Genomic DNA, 20,906 nt, shown 5'->3' with positions numbered 1-20,906 from the left:
TATGAACTAAAGTGATGAATCTATTTTCAAAGCGGGTTAAATTAGTTTGGAACATACATTAAGCTAACATTGCGGATGTCGTTCTCGACAATTACTTTCTCTGCTGCACTTAAGTTGGGCTCGGGCACAATAATGTGAAGTTTACCGTGTCGTTCTTTTGTAAAGTGCGCGAAAAAACTCCATTTTTCTGTGTTGATATTATTGTTCAGTTGAATTTCGTAAATGTTGGTTTCACCGTTTTTTTCGGTGGTAATAATATCCGGAATAAAACCATTATCCTCCGTTTGCGTTGTAATAGGAGAAGAAGGGCTATAGTTTTTTAACAACCCGGTTTGTAACGACATTTCGTATGCCTGTTCTTCCAACTGGGGAACAATTGATTTTGCTACCTGCTTTTTTGTTAAAGAAGTTATATTCATTTGTGAAAATAGTTTCTATGCGAACAAAAATACAAAAAAAAGCCGGCATGCAAATTAGAGGCGGCATTAAATACATTGTTAATAATGTTTTTACATTGCTGAAATGTAAGTTGCTGCGGATAATAATATATTTGTAAATCAGAAATAATTTCTATAGAAATAAAACAATATGAGTAGATTAATAATTGCCTCAAACAGGTTACCTGTGATGATAAACAGAAGCGCAGACGGAATGACAATAACTCCAAGTGCCGGAGGTTTAGCAACAGGATTAAAATCATATCACAAAGACAGCGACAGCGTATGGATAGGCTGGCCGGGTGTGATGCCCGAAACAAAAAAAGAAGAAAAGGAAGTTATTGGTTTGCTGGAAACCGAGCAGTGCCTGCCTGTATTTTTAAACGAAGAACTAATTAGTAATTACTACGATGGCTTTAGTAATGCAACGCTTTGGCCTTTGTTTCACTACTTTGCCGAGTTTACCGAGTTTAACGAATCGTATTGGGAGTCGTACTGCAAAGTAAATGAAATGTTTGCCGATGCCATTATTAAAAATGCAGAAGAAGGCGATGTGGTTTGGGTACACGATTATCAATTGTTGCTTTTGCCAAACATTCTTCGCGAAAGGCGCCCCGATTTAACCATTGGATTCTTTTTGCACATACCGTTTCCATCGTACGAGTTAATACGAATACTGCCATGGCGCGAGCAAATTGTAAATGGCTTGCTGGGAGCCGATTTGATTGGATTTCATACCTACGATTATGCCCGGCACTTTATTAGTTCGGTGAAACGCTTGCTGGGACACGAGGTTGATTTTAATCAGATAAAACTCGAAAACCGCCAGGTAATGATCGACGTATTTCCAATGGGAATCGATTATGAGAAGTTCGAATCGCATGCCCTGGAGATACAAAGCAAACCTATTCAGGACCGATCGAAGGAGCACCAGGACATCGACCGTTTCCTGTTAAGTATGCCCAACCGTAAATTAATTCTGTCGATCGACCGTTTGGATTATACCAAAGGTATTCCGCAGCGACTAAATGCTTTCCGCGAATTTTTGGTGAAACATCCGGACTACCGCGAACAAGTTTCGTTGATTATGCTTACGGTTCCTTCGCGAACCGACGTAGAGCAATACCAAAACCTGAAAAACGAAATTGATGTGCTGGTGGGAAATATTAACGGCGAATTCGGAACGCTGAACTGGAACCCGGTAATTTATTTCTACCGTTCGGTTCCGTTCGAGAACCTGATTGAGTTGTACAGCTCGGCCGATGTGGCCTTGCTAACGCCGCTAAGAGATGGGATGAACCTGGTGGCCAAAGAGTATATTGCATCGAAAGTCAACAAGAAAGGTGTGCTTATACTTAGTGAAATGGCCGGTGCATCGAAAGAGCTTGGTGAGGCCATTTCGGTAAACCCGAATAATATTCCCGATACGGCCGATGCAATTTACAGGGCACTTACGAAGCCTGATAAAGAAATGGAGAAAGCAATATCGGCCATGCAACAGCGTATAAAACGTTACGATATTCATAAGTGGGCATCGGAGTTTATGAAAGCACTGAATAAAACCATTGAAAAACAATCGGAACATCATGCGCGAAAAATTACAGCCCAAATAAAGAATAAGATTTTCGCAGATTACCGGGAAAAACAGTCGAAAGTGCTGTTCCTGGATTACGACGGTACATTGCAACGTTTCTTTGCAAATCCGCAGGCCGCTAAACCCGACGAGGAATTGTATAAGTTGCTCGATAAACTGGCCGCTGAGAAAGATATAACGCTGACATTGGTAAGCGGGCGCGACAGAGAGACTTTCGACCGCTGGTTTGGGAACCGGAAATACAATTTAATTGCCGAACACGGAGCCTGGTTAAAAGAAGTTGGCAAAGGTTGGGTGGAACGTAAGCCGGTTCATTCCGAGTGGAAAGAGAGTATCCTGCCGGTGCTTGAATCGTATGTCGATCGTACTCCGGGGAGTTTAATTGAAGAGAAAACTTATTCGCTGGTTTGGCACTACCGCAAAGCCGATATTGAATTAGGCGTGTTGCGTGCCCTCGAATTGGTACATGATATTTCAAACCTGATATTTAACCAGGATTTGGAAATACTGGAAGGGAAGAAAGTTGTTGAAATAAAAGTTTCGGGAATTAATAAAGGAACGGCAGCAACCGAATTTTTGCATATGCATCCTGCTGATTTTGTGCTGGCTATGGGCGACGACTGGACCGATGAATTCCTGTTTAAAGAGTTACCTGAGCAGGCTCACACCATAAAAGTAGGTACCGAGAATTCGGCCGCAAAATATTTCGTAAGCAACCACAAGGAGGTGCGAAGTTTTTTGAATGATCTTGTAAAATCATAGTTAAAAATACCTTCGTTTATAAGCTTTCTGTTAATACTAATTCAAAAATCATTAGGTTGCGGCCATGGATAATTTGAACTACTCGATAATGGGAAATTGCAAAAGTGCTGCCTTAATTTCCGAAAAGGGATCGATTGATTGGTGTTGTTTGCCCGATTTTAACTCATCGTCGGTGTTTGCAAAAATACTCGACGAAAAAAAAGGCGGGAGCATGGAGTTCCTGGTTGATGACAGTTACGAGATAAAGCAAACATACATCAGAACAACCAATATTGTTTCTACATTCTTTCAGAATGAAGATTCGTGTTTTGAGGTTGTTGATTTTATGCCTCGTTATATTACAAAGGAGTTTGGATACTTTACTCCGCCCGATATTATTCGGTATATAAAATACAAATGGGGCAAGCCCAAATTTAAGGTTCGGTACAACCCAAAAGTTGAATATGCACGTTTTAATACAAAAACGATAGCCGACGAGGAATACATAAAGTGTTACACCACCGAAGGCGATTACGACTCGTTGTACTTATATACCGACCTCAACAAAGAAGATATTTTGCAGGAAAACGAAATTACCTTAACCGATAATGCGTTTATCCTTATTTCTTACGATCAGAAATTGCTGAACCAAACCCTGGAGCGGCAATACCTGAAACTTCAGAAAACAAAAGTGTACTGGCTGGAATGGGCTAACAAGCTAACATCGTTTAAAAAATACAACAACGAAATTGTTAGAAGTGCGCTTGTTCTGAAGTTGCTGAGTTACGATAAATCGGGAGCCGTTTTGGCGGCTGTCACCACTTCGTTGCCCGAAACAATTGGCGAAGAACGAAACTGGGATTATCGGTTTTGCTGGATCCGCGACGCGTCGATGGTAATAAAAGTGATGTCGAGCCTCGGACATTTGAATACGGTAAAGCGTTTTATGAAGTTCATCATCGATATTATTCCCGATAAGGATGAAAAGATACAGATTATGTACGGCATAAATCGCGAGAAAGTGCTCGAAGAGGAGACGTTGGAGCATTTAAGCGGTTATAAAAATTCGTACCCGGTTCGTATTGGGAATGCTGCCTACATTCAAAAACAGAATGACATTTACGGAATTCTGATGGATGTGATCTTTCAGCAGTTTACCGAATTTAAAATTTCGTTGGAAGACAGTGAGTCGCTGTGGACCATCGTGCGTAGTATTGTAAAAACGGTAGCCAATAACTGGACGAAACCGGACAAAGGAATTTGGGAGATTCGGACCGATGACCGCCATTTTACCTTTTCGAAAGTGTTGTGCTGGGTGGCTATCGACAGGGCGGTTAAAATTGCCCGCTTTATTCACAAAGAAAGATATGTGGAGGAATGGCAACCGCTGGCCGACACCATTAAAGAAGATATTTTCACCAATGCCTGGAACGAAGAAGTTGGCGCATTTACACAGTCGTACGGATCGAAAGACCTCGACGCTGCCACGCTGCTCATGCAATCGTACGGTTTTATTGATGGAAAGGACGAGCGTTTTGTAAAAACCGTGCTGGCCACCGAAAAAGAACTTTGCGAAGATGGATTAATGTACCGCTATAAAAACGAAGATGATTTTGGTTTGCCGAGTTCTTCGTTTACGATTTGTACTTTTTGGCTCATTAATTCATTATATGCCATTGGGAAGCGAAAAAGAGCAAAGAAATTATTCGATCAGCTGCTGTCGTACAGCAACCACGTGGGGCTTTTTAGCGAAGATATCGATTTTAATACCAAACGTTTGCTGGGGAATTTCCCACAGGCATATTCGCATTTGGCTTTAATCGAAACGGCTATAAACTTCTCGAAAGGAGAAACCACCGAGGACGAGCAAATACTGGATGCGATTCATTAATGTTTGGGTTGAAGTAGTTATTGCTCAACTTCAAGTGCTCATTGCTTGAGTTAAAACTGGTATTGTTTCAGCTAAAGCTGCCATTGTTTCAGTCGGAATGGTCGTTGCTTTAGTTGAAATGGTCGTTGCTTTAGTTCAAGTGCTCAATGTTTTAATCGAAACGGTCGTTGCTTTAGTTCAAGTGCTCGTTGCTTGAATCGTAGTGTTTATTCTTTGAGGTGAAGCAGTTCTTGTTTGATGTTGGTTTAAAAAAACGTAACCAGGGAAATTATTGGCCAGGTTTAAATTTATTCGCCTAAATCAGAGTCCGAAGTAATTAACGGCGAAGCTTGAATTTTTTCGATATCGAGAATTTGTATCAGTGTGTTTAATCCTGCTTCAACAACCTCTAATTCCTTGTTGCTGAGTTGTGTGAGCTTTTCCGATAATTGTTCGTGCAACAACGATGGCATGGTGCTTAGCAATTGATCGCCCGACGAGGTAAGAGCAATATTTACAACACGTTTATCACCCGATTTGGGAAGACGGGCCAGGTAGCCTTTCTTCTCAAGGCGGTTGATAATACCGCTAACTGTACTCGGATTCAGGTTTAAAAATTTCCGTAGCTCGCCCTGCGTTGTTTGGTAATTTTGTGATTCGCGCAGAAAGTTTAAACAAAGAACCTGCGGAATACTTACGCCATGTTCTTTCTGAATTTTCTTTGATTCGATGTCAACCGACCGAACTATTTTGCGAATTTTAATTAGAATATCTCGTGTTTCCATTCCTTCCCCAACAAAAATTTTTGCTAATATATTAAGAAAAATTTAGAGCCACTATTTCGGGGAACGACGATTGTAGGAATAAAGATTCAATTAATTCAGCGACTTCGTTATTTTCGCATTATATCAGTGAAAGCAAAATGCCGACAGCAAAAAAACGTAAAATAATACATGTTGATATGGATGCATTTTTTGCGTCGGTAGAACAATTGGATCATCCCGAGCTGCGCGGAAAGCCTATCGCTGTTGGAGGAACCAGCGACCGGGGAGTTGTTGCTGCGGCCAGTTACGAGGCCCGAAAATTTGGCGTTCGGTCGGCCTTGTCGTCGAAAGTGGCAAAGCGCAAATGTCCGAACCTGATTTTTGTAAAACATCGTTTTGAGCGCTACAAGGAAATCTCGGCCCAAATACGAAGCATTTTCCTGGAATATACCGATTTGGTTGAACCGCTTTCACTCGATGAGGCCTATCTTGATGTTACTTACGCCAAGAAAGGTTTGCCTTCAGCCACATTAATCGCCAAAGAAATCCGCCAGCGCATTCTGGAAGAAACCGGTTTAACTGCATCGGCAGGCGTTTCGTACAACAAATTTCTGGCAAAAGTGGCTTCCGATGTCAATAAACCCAACGGAATGTTTGTGGTAACTCCCGATAAGGCACAGGATTTTATCGACCAGCTGGAGATCCGGAAATTTTTCGGAATAGGCAAAGTAACCGCTAAAAGGCTGAATGATATTGGTGTGTGGTATGGCCGCGATTTGAAATTGATTGATAGGCTGGAACTCACGCGAATGTTTGGTAAAGCCGGCAATTACTATTACGATATTTGCAGAGGCATTGATAATCGCGAGGTGCAGCCATCGCGCGAACGGAAATCGGTTGGCGCTGAAAATACTTTTTTGCAGGATCTGTTTTTAGAAGATGAACTAAAAAAGGAATTATTGATAATTGCTGAAAAAGTTTGGGAGCGTGCCGACCGATCGGGAGTAAAAGCAAAAACGGTAACCTTGAAGTTTAAATATGCCGATTTTGAGCAACACACCCGAAGTAAAACAATGGAACCTTACATAAACACTAAAGAGCGGTTTGTTTACGAAAGCCTGAAACTAATGAAATCGGAAGGTGGGTTTTCGAAAGGAATCCGTTTACTGGGGCTTACACTCTCCAACTTTTTACACGAGCAAGCGTGCGAAATGGGTGTTCAGCTGGTGATTGAATTTTGATAAAATTATATTCTGAATTACTTTATTTTCTTTAAGTCTTGTATCTTTCCGTTAAAATAAAAATGCAGCAGATTGTTTCGGGATAATACTTCCGGCTTCGGTCTGTGGTCTTCCTATTTTCTAAATATGAAACGAATAAAACGCTTTTTACTGATCGTGATTCTTTTGGCAGTTGTTGGTTACCTGTTGGGGCCAAAACCACCAAAACCGGAGTTGAATAAAGACCTGCCTTCGTTGTCGGCAAGTATTGCCAATATCGAGACTTTTGTGCAACGAAAAGAAGCAGCTTTTTCCATAAAACCCGATAACGAAAGCCGCATTTTCTGGGCAAACGATTCGTTAAAAGAACGAACTGATTATTGTGTGTTGTACCTGCACGGATTCTCGGCATCGTGGTTCGAAGGGCACCCTGCACACGAGCGTTTTGCACAACATTTTGGCTGCAATTTGTACATTCCGCGTTTGCACGATCATGGATTGGTTACCGAAGATCCTCTGATTGATATGACTCCCGATAAGTTATATGCATCGGCAAAAGAAGCCATGATGGTTGCCCGCAGCCTGGGCCGAAAAGTGATTGTAATGAGCACTTCAACAGGAGGAACACTGGGATTAAAACTGGCGGCTGATTTCCCTGAGTATGTTGACGGGCTGATTATGTATTCGCCAAATATAAAAGTAAAAAACAGCTCGATGGCTTTACTGTCGAAACCCTGGGGCCTGCAAATCGGACGAAAAGTAATTGGTGGTAAATATCGTGTTTCTGATGATGATCCGGAGTCGGAAGATTGTAAATACTGGAACTGCAAATACCGGGTGGAGGCGCTGGTTTATTTGCAACAACTGCTTGATGCTACCATGACTAAGGAAACCTTTAACCGTGTAACCGTGCCGGTATTTCTGGGCTACTATTACAAGGATGATGAGCATCAGGATCAAACAGTAAGTGTTGATGCCATGCTTGATATGTTCGATGAACTGGGAACCTTGCCCAATCAAAAGGTGAAAAAAGCCTTTCCTGAAGCCGGTGATCACGTTATTGCATGCGACCTTACTTCCGGTAGCGTGGAAGAGGTAATTGCCGAAACCATCCGTTTTGGAGAGGAGATTTTGGGATTAAGCCCAAGCCGCTAGCTGTCATTTCGAAGGAGGAACGACTGAGAAATCTGAAACCTATGAAAGACCACAATTATTTCGTATACATTGTTACAAACAAAAATAAAACGGTTTTATATATAGGCGTTACGAATGATCTCCAAAGGCGGGTATTCGAACATGAAAATGGATTAATTCCCGGTTTCTCAAAAAAGTATAATTGTAATTACCTTGTTTTTTATGAGCATTTCCAAAATATTGAATATGCCATTGAGCGGGAGAAAGAAATAAAGAAATGGAGGAGAGAAAAGAAAAATAATTTGGTAAAAAACTTTAATCCAAGCTGGGAGTTTTTGAACCAAAAGATATATGCTTCATTGTAACAGATTTCTCCTCCTTCGTCGTCGAAATGACAGCATTAGTCAATCTTTACTGAATTTGAGCAGCTGCCTCTTCGTCTAAAAACCAGGTTAAGATTCCGTTTGTAGGAGAAATATAGTAGGCCGGTAGCAATTGTGCAGCATCATTATCATTCATAATTTCTGCAACCCGCAAGGCTTTATTCGATCCTGTTACCAGGAAAAATATCTGGTTGGCATTATTCAGCACATTTCCGGTAATGGTAATGCGTTTTTGCCCGCTTAGCGGATGAACAGCAACTGCACAGTTTTGCTCGTCTTCAAACAACTCCATCTGGTCGGGGAAAATTGATGCTGTGTGTCCGTCGTCGCCAAGCCCCAGAATGATTAAATCGAAAACCGGATCTTTACCACGCGAGTTCAGGCTTTTTTCCATCTCTTTCGAGTAGCGCAGTGCTTCCTGCTCCGGATCTTGCTCGCCTTTTATGCGGTGTATGTTTTCTTCGGGAATGGAAATATTTGATAGCAGGTAGTCAACCGTCATTTTATAGTTGCTTTGCTCGTCGGTTGGCGGCACACAGCGTTCGTCGCCCCACCACAAATGGATGCGCTCCCATGGAATTCGGTCGGCATATTTTTTACTGATCTTCTTAAAAAGTCCTTTGGGTGAATTTCCACCGGACAGTGCGATATCAAACACTTCCTGATTCGAATTTTGTACCATCTTAATAATTGCTTTCGCGATGGCTTTGTAAACATCTTTTGGCTTCGAATAAATTTTTACTTCTGTAAAAGTTTCCATGTCAGATCGTTTGTTGCTGTTAGTTAATACAATGCAATATGCAGATTAAAGTTCACAATACAAGCCGTCGTTATGTAAATTTTTACAAGGGTAGCGCCAATCTCCGTTTACAATCAGTTTAGCCGATTCTTCGGGTCCCCAGCTTCCGGCCGGGTAGCCATAAATCGGAATTTCAGGATTGGTTTCCCAGGCGTTAATTATGGGCTGCACAAACTCCCACGCAGCTTCTACAGCGTCGCCGCGCGAATACAGTGTGGCATCGCCCTGCATGCAATCCAGCAAAAGGCGTTCGTAGGCTGTTGGCACTTTTTTGTCGGCCAGGTCAGAGTAATGGAAATCCATGTTTACCGTTTGCACTTTAAATCCGGCTCCCGGAGTTTTCATCCCAAATTTCAGTAAAATTCCCTCGTCGGGCTGAATTCGGATGATCAGCTGGTTGTTACTGTTGGAAGTGGCATTTCCAAACAAATGGTGTGGCACCTTTCTGAAATGGATAACAATTTCAGTTACGCGTGTCGGTAATTTTTTCCCGGTTCGAATATAAAATGGTACACCGGCCCAGCGCCAGTTGTCGATAAAGAATTTAAGTGCAACAAAGGTTTCGGTGCGCGACAGCTTGTCCACGCCTGGCTCCTCGCGGTAGCCGGCAACTTTCTGGCCTCCAATGCTTGAGTTGGTATATTGGCCGCGAATAACGTAACGCGACACTTCATTTTCTTTAATTGGTCGTAATGACTGAAATACTTTTAGTGTTTCGTTTCTTATGGCATCGGCTTCCACCACAACCGGTGGTTCCATGGCTACAAAACCTGCTACCTGCAGCAGGTGGTTTTGCAACATGTCGCGCAAGGCTCCGGAGCTCTCGTAATATCCGCCACGTCCTTCTACACCCAGGCTTTCGGCCGAGGTTATTTCCACCCGCTCGATATAACGCCGATTCCAAAGCGGTTCAAAAATTCCGTTCGAAAAGCGTGTTACCAACATATTTTGTACCGTCTCTTTTCCCAGATAATGATCGATACGGTAAATCTGTTCCTCTTCGAAATAATGAAGCAGTTGTTTATTTAATTCTTTTGCCGATTTTAAATCGGTTCCGAACGGTTTCTCAACGATCAGTCGCCTAAAATTATTCTCCGATTTTGAAAGACCATTCAGGCAAAGCATTTTAGGAATTACCGGGTATAAGGACGGTGGAGTTGAAAGATAGAACACGTAATTCGGCTCAATTTCCAGTGAGCCGGAAAGCTCATCAAGTCGCTCTTTTAACGGAATAAAATCATCGGCCTCGTTATTCTGAACGGATTGATAAAACAATAGCTTTTTAAATTCTTCGCGTTTTTCATCGTCGGGAATAAATTCATCAGCCCGGTTTCTGAATTCATCATCGGAAAGTGCCGAACGGGAAGCACCCAGCACCGCAAACTTCTGAGGTAACAGGTTTTGTTTGTAAAGATCGAAAAGTGCGGGTATCAATTTACGTTTGGTGAGGTCGCCCGATGCGCCAAATATGATGAGAATTTGATCTTCTGCTTTCTTCATGGTGAAATTTTAGTGTTGAACGCAATAAACCAGAATATTGTTTTTAATTGTGCGAAAAAATAAATCGTAACCTATTTCCTTTTCTGGATGCTTTAAAGCCCCGGAGAAACTGGAATGAACATGGTAATCGAAGGGTGTAATTTCAATTTGCCGGTTAAACTGAATGCCTTGAATTTCAGCGCATTTAAAAATAGCTTCTTTCGCCGCCCAAAGCAATATCTTTACGAATTGCGGATCCTTACTGTTTTCAATAAACTCTATTTCTTCAGGGCTTGCATAACGGGTAACAACTTTATCGATGTTACGATGGATTTGCTCAACATCGATTCCAATATTTTTATCGGATAGAATAATAGCTGCCAGATCGGCAGAGTGTGTGATGCTAATGTTCAAACCGGAATCCTTTAGCGATGGTTTGCCAAATTTATCGCGATAAACGATTTCAGGACACTCGGGCAACAGCTGTTGCAGCAATAATCTGCTGGCCAGAAATTCTTTTCGGCGTTTTTCGGCTTTAAAAGTTGCCAAACGCGCTGTTTCGACGGGAGTTAGTTTGACTTCTTTTAATAAATCATCAGCTGCTTCTTTCAGCTCCCAAATACCGATTGTGCTGTTTTGATTTTCTATTTTTTCAATCAGCGGCATTATTTCCAGCTTGTGGTTTCAATCATATGAATTATATCGGGTTCGATAAAGTTAATTACCGGTGTCAAGGAATCGATATCGGGAACTTCGCGAATGTAGAACGCGCCGCGTAAAAAATGTCGCGTACTGTCGGTTAAAAAAAATTGCATCGGCGAGGCGGCATTTCCTTCAATGGAATATATGGTTCCGTACACTTTCTTTGCATGATTCATAAATAAACGCTCTTCAATTGCATCAGCTTTTATGGAATGTTTGTAAGCCAGCGTGCGCGTCTCTTCCATTAACTCAGCCAAAAGGTTGTAGTCGTCTTTTTGGCTGTTCAGGTCGTAATACGAAATGTGTATTTCCACTTTATTTTCGGGCACAGCTACGTTTATCCAGTAGGGTTCGTTGCGGTTTCTGGAGTCTTTTTCAACACGTGCATATTCCGGTATTTCAAAATCGTACGGAAATGTTCGGTTCAGATCAGTGTAGCTTTTTTCAGGAAAATCGATGCGGTAATAGCCTCGCGGTTTTGGGGTGTAGTCTTCTTTACATCCCCATAAAAATAGCAGTAAGAAAAGTATATACGAGAATCTCATTCCCTTAAATTTTAAGTCATATTTATTTGTTAAGAACCACCTTTATCTGTTTGATACGGCGGTTATCAACCTCTTCAATGGTAAATGTGAACGGTTTACATTTTACCTCTTCCTTTAACGAAGGAATCTCGCCTTTTATTTCAAGAATAAGGCCGGCAAGCGTATCAGCATCACCTTTTACTTCGTCAAAAATAGTATCGTCGCAATTTATAACCCTGTAAAAGTCGCCCAGTAAAACCTTGGCGTCGAACAAGTAGGTGTTTTCTGATAGTTGGGTGAAGAAACTTTCTTCATCATCAAACTCATCGGTAATATCGCCAACAATTTCTTCCAGAATATCTTCCAGCGAAACGATCCCTGAAGTTCCTCCGTACTCATCAACCACAATGGCAATGTGTACTTTGGTTTTCTGAAATTCTTCCAAAAGCGAACTGATCTTTTTGGTGTCGGGCACATAAAACGGTGGACGAATTAAAGTTTGCCATTTAAACGTTTTGTTTTTATGGCTGTGCTGAAGAATATCTTTAATGTATAACAGACCGCTAATTTCGTCGAATGAATCGATATAAACCGGAATTCGCGAGTAGCCCGAATCGTTTATAATTTCCAGAACCTCTTCAAAATTTGCTTTTATATCGATTGAGACCACATCAACGCGGGGAGTCATAATTTCTTCCACGCTTTTGTTTCCGAATTTTACAATTCCTTCGAGTATATCTTTCTCGTCCGAAAGTTCCTGGTCAGATGTTAATTCAAGCGCCTGCGAAATCTCATCCATCGAGATATTTTTTACATGCTTTTGTAGGCGGCGGTTTACAAATCCGGTTGAGTAGATCAATATTGCATTTATCGGGCGAAACAACTTTTCGAGCGTTTGCAATGGAAATGCCATAAAACGGGCAAAACGCAAAGTAAAGTGTGTTGCATAAACTTTCGGAAATATCTCGCCAAACAGCAACAGGAAAAAAGTTATGAGCACCACCTGGAAAACAAACTGCAATGTTGGTGCATTAACAAACGATACTAAATTGTTTGAAATAAAGGCCGTTAATATTACAATGCCAATATTTACAAAGTTATTTGTTACCAGTATGGTAGCCAGAAGCTTTTCCGGGCTTTCGAGGTTGTGTAATACGCGCTCGTTGTTTTTGCCTTTATGCCTCAGTTTGTGTTTGTCGCTGGCCGACAAAGAAAAGTAAGCCACCTCGGATCCACTTATCAGTGCCGAAGTAAATAGTAAAAACAATACGATAATAATTGAAACTATTATTCCGGGACTGATAGGGTGTAATTGAATTTGCCAGGAGCCGATAGCGGCTAAACTTAAAAGCGGTTCTGTTTCCAAATTTAAAAGTTTTGGTTAGAATGGAAGATCCTCGTCTCCCTCCGGTTCTTCAATGTCGGGTTGCGAAACCTGCGGAGTGGATGTTGCACCTGAGTTTTGCATTGCACCGCCCTGATCTGGCGAGCTCTGGTTGTCGGCGCGGTTGCCAAGCATTGTCATCTGGTCGCCATAAATCTCGGTAACATAACGTTTATTGCCGTCTTTGTCGTCGTACGAGCGGGTTCTTATTCGTCCCTCGATGTACAGCTGGCGACCTTTGGTAACATATTTTTCAGCCACTTCGGCCAGGCCTCTCCACAATACAATATTGTGCCACTCGGTTGTGGTAACTCGCTCACCGCTTTTCGAGTTATAACTCTCTGATGTTGCCAAAGGGAAATTAGCTACTGCAACACCCGAATCGAGGTGACGTACTTCAGGATCTTTTCCAACGTTTCCGATAAGAATTACTTTATTTACTGACATAATCTAAAATTTATATGGTTAACATTTTCAGGTTGTTACTACGCTGCAATTATAAACCGGTTTTTTTATTATTGTCCCAAACCGGCTTCCTGTAAAAACTGTTCAACCAGTCGGGATACAGCAAATTTAGAAATATCTTTTTTATTTACCCGAATAAGAGGCGACTGATTATTAAAATTGCCCTGAACTTCAAGATATATCAATTTTGCGTGAATAATCTGGTGGCTCAAAACATGCTTTTTTTGCCCGCTTATACTTTTAACATTAACCTGCATCGTTTTTACCGGAAGATCTGCATGTAACAGTTCCGCATCAGAAAGTGCTTTTTCGCGCTCAATCAGTGGCAATTGATACAGGTTTTGCCAGATGTCGTTGCCCGATCTTTTATCCAGCAGAATTGAATCGCCCATATCATACATATAATAGTAGAAATAGCGGTGCCGCTGTTTGGTCTTTTTTTCTTTTACCGGGAGCTGCGCTACCAGCCCGTTTTTGTAGGTAAAGCAAGATTCAACAACCGGGCAGTTCTCACATTTCGGCGATTTTGGAACACATTGCAAAGCGCCAAATTCCATAAGCGCCTGGTTGTGCATGCCCGGATCCTGTCCCTGAATCAGTTCTTCGGCCAACTGCTGAAACTCTTTTTTGCCCGCCGACGAGTCAATCGGAGTCTCAATCCCATAATATCTCGACAGTACCCTATATATATTACCATCAACCGCAGGGTAGGGCAGGTTGAATGCAATGGATGCAACAGCAGCAGCCGTATAAGGGCCAACCCCTTTTAGTGCTAAAATGCTTTTATAATCGTTGGGGAAAGTTCCGTTGTACTGCGATGCAATAATTTTTGCCGAAGCATGCAGGTTTCGGGCACGCGAATAGTAACCCAGTCCCTGCCAGAGTTTTAGCACCTTGTCTTCGTGGGCATTGGCCAAATCATTTACCGTGGGATAATTCTCTACAAAGCGGTAAAAGTAGTTTTTGCCCTGCTCAACGCGCGTTTGCTGAAGTATAATCTCTGAAAGCCAAATCTTATAAGGATTTCGGTCTTTTCGCCACGGTAAATCACGCTTATTTATGTTGTACCAATTGTAAATGTTGGTATGAAAATTGTCCATTCTACGCTAACTGGTTAAAAATCTTACAGAAAAACAAAAATAATTTATTTGAAATGCTTTCCGGTTTTATAATATTTTTTATTTTTGCATCCTCGAATAAAAACGATTAATATATTGAAAATTAAATATTTTAAGAGATGACTAAGGCAGATATTGTAAATGAAATTTCGAAAGAAACGGGAATTGAAAAGGTAACTGTTCAGAAAACGGTGGAAGCTTTTATGGAAACTGTAAAAGATTCACTGGTTGATGGCAAAAATGTTTATTTAAGAGGTTTTGGTAGTTTTGTTGTTAAGAAAAGAGCAGAAAAAACTGCCCGTAATATTTCTAAAAATACAACCATTATCATTCCTGCACACAATATTCCTTCGTTTAAACCAGCGAAAACATTTGTATCAGAAGTTAAAAATCAAGTAAAATAATAGAGTTATGCCAAGCGGAAAGAAAAGAAAGAGACACAAGATGGCCACTCATAAGCGCAAAAAAAGATTGCGTAAAAACAGGCACAAAAAGAAAAAATAAGATTTTAATGATTTAATTTCTTATAGTTGATGATTAAACCTAAAGCATTTTAATGCTTTAGGTTTAGTCTGTTATAACGATTAGTATTAACCAAAAGAAGTAGATGATTAAAGGTTGTGAGTAGCGATTTAATAATTGATGTAACTCCATCCGAAATTGTTATTGCCTTACAGGAAAAGAAGAAGCTTGTAGAATTATCAAGAGAAAGAAGCGGGGCAAAATTTGCTGTCGGAGATATTTACCTCGGCAAAGTGAAGAAAATTATGCCCAGTTTAAATGCTGCTTTTATCGATGTAGGCTACAGTAAAGATGCTTTTTTACATTACCTCGACATGGGGCCACAATTCGCCACGCTAAACAAGTTCCTGCGAATTGCCTCATCACGAAAAAACAAAATTTCTTCTATCTCACGGATTCATTCCGAACCCGACATTAACAAAGAAGGTAAAGTAAACGAGCTGCTAAAAGTTGGTCAGAAAATTTTGGTTCAGGTAGCAAAAGAACCAATTAATACAAAAGGCCCGCGGTTAACTTCCGAAATCTCCATTGCAGGGAGGAATTTAGTTTTAATGCCGTTTAGCGACAAAATATCAGTGTCGCAAAAAATCAGGTCAACCGAGGAGAAAAACAGGTTGAAAAAACTGATCCAAAGCATTAAACCGCGAAAATACGGAGTAATAATCCGCACTGTAGCAGAAGGAAAAAAAGTAGCAGAACTCGACAAAGAGCTTCGACGTTTGGTTGAAAAGTGGGAAACCACCTTTCAAAAGCTTAACAGAGCACAAGCACCATCGCTGATAATCGGCGAGATTGACAGAACAACAGCCCTGTTGCGCGATATTTATCATCCCGACTTCAACAGCATTATTGTAAACGACCAATCGGTAGCGTCAGAAATTGCCGATTACATAGGTAGCATTCAGGCCGACAAAAGAAAGATAGTTAAATACTACAAAGGACGTCAGCCAATTTTCGAACATTACGGCATCGATAAACAAATAAAAGCCTCGTTCGGAAAAACCGTATCATTTAAAGATGGTGCCTATTTAATCGTAGAACATACCGAAGCGTTTCATGTAATTGATGTAAACAGCGGGAATCGCGCAAGGGCCGGAAACGACCAGGAGAAAAATGCCCTGGAAGTGAACCTGGCTGCCTGCGACGAAATAGCAAGACAATTACGGTTGCGAGACATGGGAGGAATCATTGTTATTGATTTCATCGACATGCATGTCGCGGCCAATCGCCAGAAAGTGAACGATCACATGAAGGAGATTATGGCCGACGACCGGACCAAGCACAACATTCTTCCACTGAGTAAGTTTTGCCTGATGCAAATTACCAGGCAAAGAGTGCGTCCGGAAGAAAAAGTGGAGACTGCCGAGAGCTGTCCTACTTGTAAAGGAAGTGGAAAAGTTGTGCCTACAGTGTTATTTGCCGACGATATCGACGGTAAAGTAAACTACGCGCTAAAGGAATTGAACAAGAAGAAACTGAATCTGAAAGTTCATCCTTATACAGCTGCTTATCTCACCAAAGGTTGGAAAAGCCGGCAAAACAAGTGGTTTTTCAAGTACCTGAAATGGGTAAGCGTTGAAGCTGTAAATTCATATTCCTATCTGGAATATCATTTTTTTGATGAGAATGAAGAAGAAATTATTTTATAAAAGGAAAGCCGTTCATTATTGAGCGGCTTTTTTTTATTTTCGCAGTAAGCAAAGTAATTCTCATGGCGTTTAAAAAACTGGTCTATATCATTCTTTCTCTTTTTATTGCAGGTTCTTCCAGTGCGTTGGAAATAAAAGGTACGATCGATTTGTCGGAGCAGTGGCAGCCAAAGGTTTTTCTGGCCTTGCTAAATACACCCAATGATATCTTTGTAGCCTCGCCCGATTTTATTATTGCCGAAACCTTTATAAATCCCGATGGTAGTTTTGAAATCAGTACGCAGTCGGTTCCCGACGACGATCGTTTTTACCGCCTGTATCTGGTGCAGGGCGATAATGCCTCGGTAGAATTCAGTGCCACTCAAAACAAAAACTATTTTCACTTGCTGTTAAACCGGCAATCGGAAATTGTGCTGAGCGCCACAACCCGCAATAATTCTCTGGAAGTAACAGCCTTGAATGGAAGCGATGATACAAAGGCAATTTTTGATTTTGATGAAAAGTTTCAGGAACAAAGCAGCGAGTTAAGTGGCCAGTTGCCAAAAGCGCAAAGTACTTTCCTGTCGCAGGAGCTGGAAAACTTAATTCATGCTGTGGTTGCCGAGGCTAACAATCCATACGTCGGGCTTTATGCCTTGTATCACATCGAAGATAAAGAGACCGATTTTCTGCGGAACAGCGATTTCTATTTCAACTTTCAAAAGCGCCTGGAAGATGAACTTCCGGTAACGCCTTACACCGAAGCTTATTCTGCATTGTTGGATGAATTGATCGGTTTTCGTGAATTTGTTTGCGAAATGCCGGGTGTACAACCTAAGTGGAAAGATTGGATGATGATAATTGAAGCGGTAATTATTCTCGTTCTTCTTGTTATTTTGATCGGTTTATTCCAACAATTAAAGAAAATGCGTAAGCGGGAAAACGATCCGGCAAACAATTTGAAACCGCTTTATGAAGGATTAACCTTAAAACAGCAGGAAATTCTGAGCCTTTTAGCTGCCGGAAAGACCAATAAAGAAATTGCGCAGGAACTTTTCGTAGAACTGAGTACGGTAAAAACGCACATTAATAACATTTACAGGCAGTTGGGTGTGTCAACCCGCAAAGATGCTGTCGGCTTTTTCAACGCCGTAAAAAAGCAATACCAGGGGGTCTAGACCCTATTTCAAACCCCGACTATACTCTTTTTGTTAAACAGGTTGAGTCATTTTGTTGTTTTCCATCATAAATTTGTGCTATTCGTAAAAACGCAGGAGTCGTGATAAGCGATTCGAACGTAAAACACAATTTAGAAAGTAAATCGAAGTTTATTTATAAAACCACAAAAAGAATGAAACGCATACTGTTTAGTGTCTTTTTACTTACAACAGCTTTACTGGCCTCCTCGCAAATTGTTGAGCCGGTTAAATGGAACTTTTCGCAAAATAAAATTTCTGACAATGAGTTTGAACTGGTTTTTACTGCCATCATTGAAGAAGGTTGGCACATGTATTCAACCGATTTGCCGGAAGGTGGCCCGATTAAAACCAGCTTTTATTTCGAGAATGTAGAGAATGCTGAATTAGCAGGAGAGCCAACACCGAATAAAGAAGTTGTTGAAGAATTTGATAACTCCTTTCAGATGGATTTGCGGTGGTTTGAAGAAGAAGTAAGCTTTACGCAAAAAGTAAAAGTTACGGGAACAGGAACAGTAGTCGGTTACGTGGAGTTTATGAGTTGTGACGACGAAACCTGTACACCTCCGATGGAAGCAGAATTTTCGTTTGAATTAACCGGAGGAGCACAACAAACTGCAGCTGCCGAAACCACGGACGATAGCAGTAACAGAAATTACTGGAGCATTTTCTTTCTGGCATTTTTAGGTGGTTTTGCAGCTTTGCTAACGCCATGCGTTTTCCCGATGATACCAATGACGGTAAGCTTTTTTACCAAACAAAGTAAAACCAAAGCCAAAGGAATCCGAAACGGAATTTGGTACGGAATATCAATCATACTTATATATGTAATTCTCGGAACAGTGGTAACGGCCGTATTTGGAGCTGAGAGTTTGAACAGTCTTTCTACCAACCCGTGGTTTAACCTGTTTTTCGCCTTGCTGCTTTTTGTATTTGCCTTCTCGTTTATGGGGGCGTTCGAAATTGTATTGCCCAGCAGCTGGGTAAATGCGGTGGATAAAAAAGCCGACAAAGGTGGTTTACTGGGCATATTCTTTATGGCCTTTGCTTTGGCACTGGTTTCATTTTCGTGTACCGGACCAATTGTTGGAGCCCTAATTGTTGAAGCTGCCAGAAGTGGTGGTTTGGCACCGGTTGTTGGAATGTTGGGGTTCTCGCTGGCACTGGCCATTCCTTTTGCCTTGTTTGCGGCTTTCCCGGGCTGGTTGAACTCACTGCCAAAATCAGGTGGTTGGTTAAATTCGGTGAAAGTAGTGTTGGGTTTCCTTGAGTTCGCTTTTGCGTTCAAATTCCTGTCGATTGCCGATATGGTTCTTGATTTACATATTTTGGAACGTGAGGTTTACATTGCCATTTGGATTGCCATTTTTATGGGACTGGCGCTGTACTTGTGGGGCAAAATAAAATTACCACACGATTCGCCAACTACACATTTGCCGGTTTCGCGCTTTGTGTTGGGAACCATGGTATTTGCCTTCGTAATTTATATGATTCCGGGATTGTGGGGCGCACCGGTGAAACTGATCAGTGGTTTTCCGCCGCCGGTTGATTATGCCGAATCGCCACTGGGTGTTGGACGCACACAACCTGCCGGAGCTGTTGCTACAGGACATTCATCGGGAACAATGGCATCGGGAATGCACATTGGCCCGCACGGAATTCCTTTGTTCGACGATTACGACAAAGCTTTGGCGCATGCCCGCGAAACGGGAAAACCGTTACTGATTGATTTTACGGGAAAAGGTTGTACCAACTGCCGGAAAATGGAGGACAACGTATGGGTAAAACAGGAAGTAAAAAACAAGTTCCTGGAAGATTATGTGGTGGTATCGTTGTATGTTGATTTAAAAACAAAATTACCGGAAGAGGAACAATATGTTTCGGAAACAACCGGAAGAAAAGTGAGATCTGTAGGAAATAAATGGACGGATTTTCAGATATCGAGATTTCATCGAAATACGCAGCCCTATTACGTTATATTGGACGAAAACGAAAATCAGATAGGAGAGGGATACAGTTATGATCCGGATCCGGAAGATTTTATTGAGTGGCTAAACGAAGGATTAACAAAATTCAAAAAATAAACAGATGAAGAAGCTAATTTTCGCACTGGGATTTATTGCTATTGCAGCCTTTGCTCAGGCGCAAATGATAGTGCCTGTAAAATGGGACGTTGAAATTAAACCGTTAAAAGGTGGTAATCAGTATGAGATTGTTGCTACGGCAAAAATCGATATGGGTTTTAAACTCTATGGCGTAAACATGGAAGATGGCGGCCCGGTAAAAACCTCGTTTAATTTCGAGACATTGGAGAACTGCAAGGATTTTGGAAAGGCTGTTGAAGTGACACCATCGCAAACCATGCACGACAAAATTTTTGATATGGAGGTAACTTATTTTAAAGACAAGGCGGTTATTTCGCACAAAGTGTGGGTAACAGAAAAGCCTGCCAAGGTTGCCGGTTATATTCAATGGATGAGCTGTAACGACGAAATGTGCACGCCTCCAACCGATGAAGAATTTGAGTTTGTGATCGAGTAATCGATCGCTATTCAGATAGTTAAAAGTAAAAACTGCACTAAAGCCGGGAGCGAAAGTTTCCGGCTTTTTTTCTGAAAGTCACCTTGGTAAAAACAAAAAAGTTCACGCAGAGTAGATCACTAAGTTTTCGCAAAGCACGCAAAACAGATTCTATACCTTTGCGCTTCTTCTTTTTCTTTGCGTGAAACAATATTGATGTCCTTTCATCCCTGTTGGTGATTCCCGGGAATCATGAATGTTCTATGGCGGACGTCAATTTAAAACACTACCCCTTTGTCTGTTGACATTTCCCCTCACGAGGGGAAACAGCTGCGATGTTTAATCCGAAGGCTTCGATGTAATACTAGGAACTCCATTAATGCGTGCTCCCCTCAGGAGGGAAGTTTTTTCTAAAAGTCCAATAAC

At 41.4% G+C, this 20,906-nt stretch carries 19 protein-coding genes; 10 read left to right on the top strand and 9 right to left on the bottom strand.

The genetic code is table 11. From position 1 onward, the window contains the following. Nucleotides 1-41 precede the first annotated feature (41 nt). Nucleotides 42-419, bottom strand: coding sequence for a hypothetical protein (locus BMW53_RS13630; RefSeq protein ID WP_038559643.1), 378 nt, complete (start codon nucleotides 417-419; stop codon nucleotides 42-44). A 169-nt stretch (nucleotides 420-588) separates the two neighbouring features. Here BMW53_RS13630 and BMW53_RS13625 point away from each other — a divergent pair, with 169 nt between their 5' ends. After that, complete coding sequence (locus BMW53_RS13625) at nucleotides 589-2,793, top strand: bifunctional alpha,alpha-trehalose-phosphate synthase (UDP-forming)/trehalose-phosphatase (protein WP_038559645.1); 2,205 nt, start codon at nucleotides 589-591, stop codon at nucleotides 2,791-2,793. A gap of 88 nt (nucleotides 2,794-2,881) precedes the next feature. Next, on the top strand, nucleotides 2,882-4,663 hold the full coding sequence (locus BMW53_RS13620) for a glycoside hydrolase family 15 protein (RefSeq protein WP_245749047.1): 1,782 nt from the start codon (nucleotides 2,882-2,884) through the stop codon (nucleotides 4,661-4,663). Nucleotides 4,664-4,950: 287 nt separating this feature from the next. Here BMW53_RS13620 and BMW53_RS13615 read toward each other — a convergent pair whose 3' ends face one another. Continuing rightward, nucleotides 4,951-5,427 (bottom strand): MarR family winged helix-turn-helix transcriptional regulator, encoded by a 477-nt coding sequence (locus BMW53_RS13615; protein ID WP_038559651.1) that lies wholly within the window; start codon nucleotides 5,425-5,427, stop codon nucleotides 4,951-4,953. Nucleotides 5,428-5,564: 137 nt separating this feature from the next. On the opposite strand from BMW53_RS13615, the gene dinB reads away from it, so the two are divergent. The 3 genes from dinB to BMW53_RS13600 all read left to right on the top strand — a co-directional run bounded on the left by dinB (nucleotide 5,565) and on the right by BMW53_RS13600 (nucleotide 8,125). Then, nucleotides 5,565-6,647 carry a DNA polymerase IV gene (gene dinB / locus BMW53_RS13610; RefSeq protein WP_038559654.1) on the top strand — a complete coding sequence of 361 codons (1,083 nt, stop codon included), beginning with the start codon at nucleotides 5,565-5,567 and terminating at the stop codon, nucleotides 6,645-6,647. Between the two features lie 126 nt (nucleotides 6,648-6,773). Then, nucleotides 6,774-7,781, top strand: a complete 1,008-nt coding sequence (locus BMW53_RS13605; RefSeq protein WP_038559658.1) for an alpha/beta hydrolase — start codon at nucleotides 6,774-6,776, stop codon at nucleotides 7,779-7,781. A 41-nt stretch (nucleotides 7,782-7,822) separates the two neighbouring features. Continuing rightward, nucleotides 7,823-8,125, top strand: coding sequence for a GIY-YIG nuclease family protein (locus BMW53_RS13600; protein WP_038559660.1), 303 nt, complete (start codon nucleotides 7,823-7,825; stop codon nucleotides 8,123-8,125). Nucleotides 8,126-8,171: 46 nt separating this feature from the next. On the opposite strand, the gene pgl is transcribed toward BMW53_RS13600, so the two are convergent. The 7 genes from pgl to mutY form a co-directional block, all read right to left on the bottom strand. Then, the gene (pgl, locus tag BMW53_RS13595) at nucleotides 8,172-8,903 is read right to left on the bottom strand and encodes a 6-phosphogluconolactonase (RefSeq protein WP_038559662.1); all 732 of its coding nucleotides are present in this window, start codon (nucleotides 8,901-8,903) and stop codon (nucleotides 8,172-8,174) included. 45 nt (nucleotides 8,904-8,948) lie between these two features. After that, nucleotides 8,949-10,442, bottom strand: a complete 1,494-nt coding sequence (gene zwf / locus BMW53_RS13590; RefSeq protein ID WP_038559665.1) for a glucose-6-phosphate dehydrogenase — start codon at nucleotides 10,440-10,442, stop codon at nucleotides 8,949-8,951. Nucleotides 10,443-10,451: 9 nt separating this feature from the next. Continuing rightward, a complete protein-coding gene (locus tag BMW53_RS13585; RefSeq protein WP_038559667.1) occupies nucleotides 10,452-11,087 on the bottom strand; it encodes a 4'-phosphopantetheinyl transferase family protein in 636 nt (211 codons plus the stop codon). Beyond that, entirely contained in the window at nucleotides 11,087-11,668 is a 582-nt protein-coding gene (gene gldD, locus BMW53_RS13580; protein ID WP_038559670.1) for a gliding motility lipoprotein GldD, read from the bottom strand. The genes BMW53_RS13585 and gldD overlap by 1 nt, the downstream gene beginning before the upstream one ends. Before the next feature lie 22 nt (nucleotides 11,669-11,690). After that, nucleotides 11,691-13,013, bottom strand: a complete 1,323-nt coding sequence (gene gldE, locus BMW53_RS13575; RefSeq protein ID WP_038559673.1) for a gliding motility-associated protein GldE — start codon at nucleotides 13,011-13,013, stop codon at nucleotides 11,691-11,693. Between the two features lie 15 nt (nucleotides 13,014-13,028). Then, nucleotides 13,029-13,478: a single-stranded DNA-binding protein gene (locus BMW53_RS13570; protein WP_038559676.1), complete on the bottom strand. Its 450-nt coding sequence runs from the start codon at nucleotides 13,476-13,478 to the stop codon at nucleotides 13,029-13,031. Nucleotides 13,479-13,546: 68 nt separating this feature from the next. Next, a complete protein-coding gene (mutY, locus tag BMW53_RS13565) occupies nucleotides 13,547-14,596 on the bottom strand; it encodes an A/G-specific adenine glycosylase (RefSeq protein ID WP_038559679.1) in 1,050 nt (349 codons plus the stop codon). A gap of 137 nt (nucleotides 14,597-14,733) precedes the next feature. On the opposite strand from mutY, the gene BMW53_RS13560 reads away from it, so the two are divergent. From BMW53_RS13560 to BMW53_RS13540, 5 genes are all read left to right on the top strand, one after another. Continuing rightward, the gene (locus BMW53_RS13560; RefSeq protein ID WP_038559683.1) at nucleotides 14,734-15,018 is read left to right on the top strand and encodes an HU family DNA-binding protein; all 285 of its coding nucleotides are present in this window, start codon (nucleotides 14,734-14,736) and stop codon (nucleotides 15,016-15,018) included. A 216-nt stretch (nucleotides 15,019-15,234) separates the two neighbouring features. Continuing rightward, a complete protein-coding gene (locus tag BMW53_RS13555; protein WP_038559686.1) occupies nucleotides 15,235-16,785 on the top strand; it encodes an Rne/Rng family ribonuclease in 1,551 nt (516 codons plus the stop codon). Between the two features lie 62 nt (nucleotides 16,786-16,847). Beyond that, complete coding sequence (locus BMW53_RS13550; protein WP_051567879.1) at nucleotides 16,848-17,942, top strand: helix-turn-helix domain-containing protein; 1,095 nt, start codon at nucleotides 16,848-16,850, stop codon at nucleotides 17,940-17,942. Between the two features lie 173 nt (nucleotides 17,943-18,115). Then, complete coding sequence (locus BMW53_RS13545; protein ID WP_038564863.1) at nucleotides 18,116-20,044, top strand: protein-disulfide reductase DsbD family protein; 1,929 nt, start codon at nucleotides 18,116-18,118, stop codon at nucleotides 20,042-20,044. A gap of 4 nt (nucleotides 20,045-20,048) precedes the next feature. Beyond that, nucleotides 20,049-20,501, top strand: a complete 453-nt coding sequence (locus BMW53_RS13540) for a protein-disulfide reductase DsbD domain-containing protein (protein WP_038559690.1) — start codon at nucleotides 20,049-20,051, stop codon at nucleotides 20,499-20,501. The last annotated feature ends 405 nt before the right edge of the window (nucleotides 20,502-20,906 follow it).

This window comes from Draconibacterium orientale, assembly GCF_900111425.1.
GTDB classification, from domain to species: Bacteria; Bacteroidota; Bacteroidia; order Bacteroidales; family Prolixibacteraceae; genus Draconibacterium; species Draconibacterium orientale.
The sequence above is the reverse complement of the archived record's forward strand: the minus strand, read 5'-3'. Positions and strand labels throughout refer to the sequence as shown.